This window comes from Bacteroides xylanisolvens XB1A, assembly GCF_000210075.1.
Classification (GTDB): Bacteria; Bacteroidota; Bacteroidia; order Bacteroidales; family Bacteroidaceae; genus Bacteroides; species Bacteroides xylanisolvens.
On record NC_021017.1, the window covers coordinates 369744 to 377456 of the forward strand.

4 protein-coding genes are annotated in these 7713 nt (G+C 43.2%); 3 read left to right on the forward strand and 1 reads right to left on the reverse strand.

The features are described 5' to 3' along the window. Positions 1 to 38: 38 nt before the first annotated feature. The gene (locus BXY_RS01565; RefSeq protein ID WP_008022499.1) at positions 39 to 977 is read right to left on the reverse strand and encodes a ribose-phosphate pyrophosphokinase; all 939 of its coding nucleotides are present in this window, start codon (positions 975 to 977) and stop codon (positions 39 to 41) included. A gap of 153 nt (positions 978 to 1130) precedes the next feature. On the opposite strand from BXY_RS01565, the gene BXY_RS01570 reads away from it, so the two are divergent. From BXY_RS01570 to BXY_RS01580, 3 genes are read left to right on the forward strand one after another with little or no spacing between them, the layout of a single operon-like run. After that, positions 1131 to 5447, forward strand: a complete 4317-nt coding sequence (locus tag BXY_RS01570; RefSeq protein ID WP_151929284.1) for a DUF5113 domain-containing protein — start codon at positions 1131 to 1133, stop codon at positions 5445 to 5447. A gap of 34 nt (positions 5448 to 5481) precedes the next feature. Continuing rightward, a complete protein-coding gene (locus BXY_RS01575; protein ID WP_004317459.1) occupies positions 5482 to 6210 on the forward strand; it encodes a DUF5932 domain-containing protein in 729 nt (242 codons plus the stop codon). 29 nt (positions 6211 to 6239) lie between these two features. After that, positions 6240 to 7694, forward strand: coding sequence for an AbgT family transporter (locus tag BXY_RS01580; protein WP_004317458.1), 1455 nt, complete (start codon positions 6240 to 6242; stop codon positions 7692 to 7694). Positions 7695 to 7713 lie beyond the last annotated feature (19 nt).

Sequence of the window (7713 nt, forward strand, 5' to 3'; positions counted from 1 at the left end):
GCTTTCTTATTCTTCATTCTTCATTTATCATTCTTCATTTAAATGATATATTGTGAACTGATAGATTCGTTATTCATTACTCGTTTGATTGTTTCAGCAAACATGTCGGCAATGCTTAACTGTTTCACTTTCGGGCATTTCTTAGCATAAGGGATGCTGTCAGTAAATACCATTTCTGTCAGGGCAGACTCTTGCACACGGAAAGAAGCCGGATCAGACATTACGCAATGACTGGCGATAGCGCGTACAGATTGGGCACCGGCTTCCAACATGATGTTGGCTGCTTTGGTGATTGTTCCTGCTGTGTCTACGATATCATCAATCAAGACAACGTTTTTACCTTCCACGTCACCGATGATTTGCATAGATGCTACTTCATTGGCTTTTTCACGTGATTTGTTGCAGAGTACCAATGGTACGCCGAGGTATTTGGAGAAAGTGCTGGCACGTTTTGAACCTCCTACGTCCGGTGTAGCAATAACCAGATTTTCCAATTGCAATGACTGGATGTAAGGGAGGAATACAGCTGATGCGTATAAGTGATCTACCGGGATATTGAAGAATCCCTGGATCTGGTCAGCATGCAAATCCATCGTAATCAGTCGGTCGATACCTGCAACAGACAGCAGATCAGCTACCAACTTAGCCCCGATAGATACACGAGGTTTGTCTTTTCTATCCTGACGAGCCCATCCAAAATAGGGGATTACAGCCACAACGCTCTTTGCTGATGCACGTTTAGCAGCATCAATCATCAGGAGAAGTTCCATTAAGTTGTCTGAGTTAGGGAAAGTGGATTGAACCAGGAATACATGTGCGCCACGAATTGACTCCTCGTATGAAACCGCAAATTCGCCATCGGCAAAATGGGTAATGTTCATATTTCCCAGAGGACAATCCAGGCTCGCGCAGATTTTTTCTGCAAGATATCTCGAGTTCGTTCCCGAGAATACCATAAAGGGTGCTTTTTCGCTCATTTTGTAATAGATGTTACCTATTTGTTAATTTGCCTGCAAAGGTAGGAATTTCTCTTATTATTTAGAAGGACTTATTGTATAAAAAATATTTTTCTCTCCAACTTATCGGAAATATTTGTAGATTTGCTTTCTGAAAACAGTTAATAGTCAAAAATGAGTTCACGTTTTCCTTTATATATAATAGGTATAGTGTTGTTTACCTCTTTTTTTTCGTGCACTGATATGGTGCCGACCAAAGAGGTGCGCCTGATTGATTCTTTAAACGGGAAAGCGTATACTTATCGTTATCGAAGCCTGGATTCTTCTTATAAGTATGCCAATGAAGCTTATCAACAGGTAAATTTTTATAAGTCGGGGAAAGCGGAGGCATCTAATAATCTCGGATTCTGTGCTTTTATGGCGATGGATTTTGACCGGGCGGAAGCGTTACATAAGGAAGTATATAAACTGACTAAAAATGAGCTTGAACTGTTGATTGCTGATATCGGACTGATGAAGATTTGTCAGCGGACAGCTATGAACAAAGAATTTTATGATTATCGTAATAGTGCGCTTCGGCGTATGAAACGTATTCGGGAAGAGAGTGATTTGTTTGCCGACCGCCACGAGGCACTTCGACTGGATTATGCTTTCACCGAATTTTTCATTGTTTCTTCTATTTATTACTATTATCTTCAGCAAAGGCAGGAAGCCATCGCATCTCTCAATCAGATCCCGGAAGATGAAGTATTGGCAGATACGAATCAGTTGCTTTATTATCATTATATCAAAGGATCGGCTTCATTGGTGGAAGCCACCAAGCCGGAGGACAGGAAAATGCGTGAGTTTGACCAACTATATATAACCTGGAGGACTGCGGTTCAGACTAATCATCCTTATTTCGAAGGAAATGGTCTGCAAGGGCTGGCTAATCTGATGGTTTCTTCCAACAACTTCGAACTCTTTCGAACAAGGAGGGGATACGCGCTGGATCAGTTTGGTTTTCCTGTAGATTCGCTTTTGCCTTTGCGAATGGCACAGCTTGCGCTTGAAAAATTCCGGGAGTATAATGATTTGTATCAGATTGCCGGTGCGTATGTGTCTATCGGTAAGTATATGAATGAGCACGGACGTTATTCGGAAGCATTGGATACGCTTACAAAAGCGTTAGATTGTGTGAACCAACACCATATGCTTTATTATCATCATGCAGTGGATACGTTGGACAAGCTGCGTATTTATGCGGAAGGAGATACGACATATACTGGAGTACCGTGGATTATGGAGGAAGACGTAAGGACGGTGCCCGAATGGATTTCGAGGATTCGGGAACAATTGAGTGTATCGTATGCCGGGCTTGGAATGAAGTATGCTTCTGATTACAACCGAAATATATACCTGGATATTCTGAATTATACTCGTCAGGATAAAGAGTTGGAGAGTCGTTATCTTTCGTTGGAATCCGATTCACGACAAATGACGCTTGTACTTTCTTTGGTTATTGCCGGACTTGTACTGGTGGTTATTCTTTGGTGGTTCTTCAATAAGCGATCTAAAATAAGGAATCAAGTAGATGTGGAACGTCTGCAACGGATACTGGCTCTTTGCCGGGACATCACTTCTTCTATACCAATGAATGTTCCGTTAATTCAACAAGGCATTGACCAGCTGTTCGGAAAAGGGCGTCTTCAACTGGAAATTCCGGAGGAAGGAAAAGCGGCACTGGTTCCTTTGCATCGGTTGAACCGTGATGAAAAAGCGTTGGTGCACGTGCTCGAACCGTATATCGTTTGGGCTGCGGACAATGAGCAGATGGTAGAAGCGTTGAGTGACGAACGGATGCAATTGGAAAAGCAACGATATGTTTACGAACAACATATCGCGGGAAATAAACGCCAGAATTTGATTAAGAAGGCTTGTCTGGCCATTGTAAATGGGATAAATCCTTATATCGACCGTATCTTGAATGAGGTGCATAAGTTGACGGAACGAGGATATATCGATCATGAAAAGATAAAGAAAGAGAAGTATCAATACATTGACGAGCTCGTAACTACGATTAATGAATACAATGATATTTTGGCGCTTTGGATTAAGATGAAGCAGGGGACGCTTAGCCTGAATATTGAAACGTTCGATCTTAATGAACTCTTTGAACTGTTAGGCAAAGGGAGACGTGCTTTTGAAATGAAAAATCAGAAGTTGGAAATAGAACCGACCACGGTTATGGTGAAAGCTGACCGGGCATTGACTTTGTTTATGATTAACACGCTGGCGGAAAACGCCCGAAAATATACCCCGGAAGGAGGAACAATCAAAGTGTATGCCCGTACTACGGATGCGTATGTCGAGATTTCCGTAGAAGACAACGGAAGGGGGATTTCCGAAGAAGATATGGCTCGTATTATCGGTGAGAAAGTATATGATTCCCGTGTCATCGGAATGAAGAATGCAGCCGACCCGGAAGTTCTGAAAGAAAATAAGGGCAGTGGTTTCGGACTGATGAATTGTAAGGGAATCATTGAGAAATATAAGAAAACGAATGAATTGTTCCGGGGATGTGTCTTTGATGTAGAGAGTGAATTGGGGAAAGGGAGTCGTTTCTATTTCCGTTTGCCTTCGGGAGTGCGCAAAACGATGGGAGTCTTGTTGCTTTGCCTGTTGCTTCCGTTTGGGGTGAGTTCTTGTCTGCATGATCCGATTCCTCCCATGTTGCAGGAGGGCGATTCGATAGTGGTGGTTACGGATTCTGCCTATGAGGATTTGCTGGATGCAGCGTCGGATTATGCGAATGCCGCCTATTTTGCTAATGTGGATGAAAATTATGAATTTGCTTTGCAATATATAGATTCTGCTATACTCTTGTTGAACGAGCATTATGAGAAATATGCGCGTCCGGATCGTTCGCATCGGTATATGAAGCTGGTGGGGGAAGGAACGCCTGCCGAAATCAGTTGGTGGAACGAATTGTTTGATTCGGATTATCATGTGATTCTGGATATCAGGAATGAGGCGGCAGTTGCTTTTTTGGCTTTGAAACAGTTGGATGCATACAGTTACAATAATTCGGCATTTACGGATTTGTATAAGTTGCAGGGAGAAGATCAGACTCTTGAAGCGTATTGCCGACAGTTGGAACGGTCGAATACGAATAAGACAGTAGGAATTATTTTATGTTTTGTTCTACTGATTGTTTCTTTGGTCGGATACTATTTCCTGTATATGAGAAAACGTTTGCAGAATCGTTTGAATCTCGAACAGGTACTTGAGATTAATCAAAAGGTATTTGCAGCATCTTTGGTCAGACCGCAGGAACAAGAAAATGCAGAGGCACTCCAACGGGAGGAAAGTACGCTTAAAGAAATCCCGCAACGTATTGTGGATGAAGCATTCGGTCCGGTGAATGAACTACTGACAATTGACCGGATGGGAATTGCCGTTTATAACGAAACGACACATCGGCTGGAATACGCTTCTCGCCCCGGGCAGGAAATGCCGGAGATGGTAGAACAGTGTTTTAGTTCCGGAGAATATCTTTCTGAACAGCATCTTCAGGCAATTCCGCTGATGGTGGAAGCAGGAGGTGAACATCAATGTGTCGGTGTGCTTTATCTGGAACGCAGAGAAGGAACGGAACAGGAGACGGATCGACTGCTTTTTGAACTGGTAGCTCGTTATGTGGCTATTGTCGTGTTTAACGCAGTGGTGAAGCTGGCTACAAAATACCGGGATATTGAGTCGGCACATGAAGAAACACGTCGGGCTTCCTGGGAAGATAGCATGTTGCATGTTCAGAATATGGTACTTGACAACTGTCTGTCGACGATTAAACATGAGACGATCTATTATCCGAATAAAATCAAACAGATTGTAGGGCGGTTGAATACGCAGAAGCTTTCGGAAACGGAGGAGCGTGAAGCGGTGGAGACTATGACGGAATTGATTGAATATTATAAGGGAATCTTTACGATTTTGAGCTCGTGTGCTTCCCGTCAATTGGAGGAAGTCACTTTCCGGCGTACTGTGATTCCGGTGCAGGAACTTTTGGACGCTGCCGGAAAATACTTCAAGAAATCAATGAAGAACCGTTCGGAGAGGATAGAACTGGAGATAGAACCAATGGAAGCGAAAGTGATAGGAGACGTGAACCAGTTGCGTTTTCTATTGGAAAATTTGATTGATGAAGCATTGACTGTGCGTGAAGATGGATTGATACGTCTGCAAGCACGTCAGGATAATGAATATATTCGTTTTCTCTTTACGGATACGAGACGTGAAAAGAGTGTGGAAGAATTGAACCAATTATTTTATCCGAATCTGGCACGTATGACTTCCGGTGAGAAAGGGGAGTTGAGAGGAACGGAATATCTGATATGCAAGCAGATTATCCGCGACCATGACGAATTTGCGGGACGCAGAGGGTGTCGTATCAATGCTGAGCCGGCTGAAGGCGGAGGATTTACGGTTTATTTCACCATTCCGCGCCGATAAAAGGAGAACACATAAAAGTTATTAGATAAGAAACATGGAAGAACAGAAGTTTAAAGTTATTATCGTAGAGGATGTAAAACTGGAGTTGAAAGGGACAGAAGAAATATTCCGTCATGAAATACCGAATGCGGAAGTGATCGGTACGGCAATGACGGAAAGTGAGTTCTGGCCGTTGATGGAGGCGCAACTCCCCGATTTGGTATTGTTGGACTTAGGACTGGGAGGTTCTACGACCATTGGTGTTGACATTTGCCGGAATATATTCAAACGCTACAAAGGAGTCCGGGTACTGATCTTCACAGGTGAGATTCTGAATGAAAAGTTGTGGGTGGATGTATTGAATGCCGGTGCCGACGGAATTATCCTCAAAACAGGAGAATTACTGACGAAAACAGATGTACAGGCTGTGATGGACGGAAAGAAGCTGGTATTCAACTATCCGATTTTGGAAAAGATTGTAGATCGTTTCAAGAAATCGGTAGCCAACGATGCCAAGCGTCAGGAAGCAGTCATCAGTTATGATATTGATGAATACGATGAACGTTTTCTCCGCCATTTGGCCTTAGGATATACGAAGGAGATGATTGCCAATTTGAAAGGGATGCCTTTCGGCGTAAAATCATTGGAGAAACGACAGAATGATCTTATCGGACGCCTTTTCCCGAATGGAGAACGGGTGGGAGTGAATGCTACCCGATTGGCAGTACGTGCACTGGAATTGCGTATTATCGATTTGGATAATCTGGAGCCTGACGAAGAATAAGTAATGGCAAGTAATACCTCTGGAAAGTAATGAAGAATAAATGGCGTATGCCCCATCCCGCTACGATGTTCCTTCTGCTGACAATGGCAGTGGTCTTTCTTTCATGGATATGTGATATCTATGGGTTGAAAGTGACATTGCCGCAGACAGGTGAGGACATCCGTGTACAAAGCCTGTTGAGTCCGGAAGGGATCCGTTGGTGGTTGCGGAACGCTATTAAGAATTTCACGGGCTTTGCTCCGTTGGGCATGGTGATTATCGCTATGTTCGGACTGGGAGTAGCACAACATTCCGGTTTTATTGATGCGTGCATCCGCATGGGAGTAGGGAACCGGCAGGAAAAGAGGAAAATCATCTTGTGGGTGATTGTGCTCGGTTTGTTGTCGAATGCCATTGGGGATGGTGGATATATTATTTTATTGCCTATTGCCGCTATGCTGTTCCAGTGGGTGGGACTTCACCCGATTGCAGGGATTGTTACAGCTTATGTCTCTGTTGCGTGCGGGTATAGTGCCAATATTGTATTGAGTACGATGGACCCGTTATTGGCACATACCACCCAAGAGGCGGCACTGGCGCAAACGGGTTATCAGGGGAACACGGAACCTCTTTGTAACTACTTCTTTATGAGTGCTTCAACAGTAGTCATTACAGCTATTGTGTATTGGATTACTCAAAAATGGCTTCTTCCCACATTAGGAAAGTATGAAGGCAGTGTGAAAGTGGTGGCTTATCATCCTTTGTCTCGCAAAGAGCGGCGTGCCATTATGATTTCCATTGTTGTAGCAGCTGTTTATGTCGCTCTTATCTTGTGGCTTACTTTTTCTTCTTATGGAATTTTGCGAGGGGTGAACGGAGGTTTGATGCATTCGCCTTTTATTGCCGGTATTTTGTTCTTACTTTCTTTGGGAGCAGGTATTACAGGGATGGCTTATGGATTCAGTTCCGGACGGTATCGCACTGATAATGATGTGATTGAAGGACTTACGCAGCCAATGAAACTTCTTGGAGTGTATTTCGTTATCGCTTTCTTTGCTGCACAGATGTTTGCCTGTTTTGAATATTCCCATCTGGATAAATGTTTAGCTATCATGGGAGCTGATTTGCTCTCTTCGTTTGAGCCGGCTCCTTTGTCTGCTCTCATCCTGTTTATTCTATTTACGGCATTGATAAACCTGATTATGGTATCTGCTACCTCCAAATGGGCTTTTATGTCTTTTATCTTTATTCCGATGTTTGCACAGATGGGAATTGCTCCGGATGTAGCACAATGTGCTTTCCGTATCGGAGATAGTTCGACGAATGCCATTACTCCTTTCTTATTCTATATGCCTTTGGTACTGACTTATATGCGGCAGTATGATAAACAGATTACGTATGGCTCATTGCTTAAATATACCTGGAGATATTCATTAGGTATCCTGGTTACCTGGACATTGATGTTTATTGTCTGGTATTTGTTGAAAATACCGATGGGATTGTAGCCGGTACGTGAAAAAATAT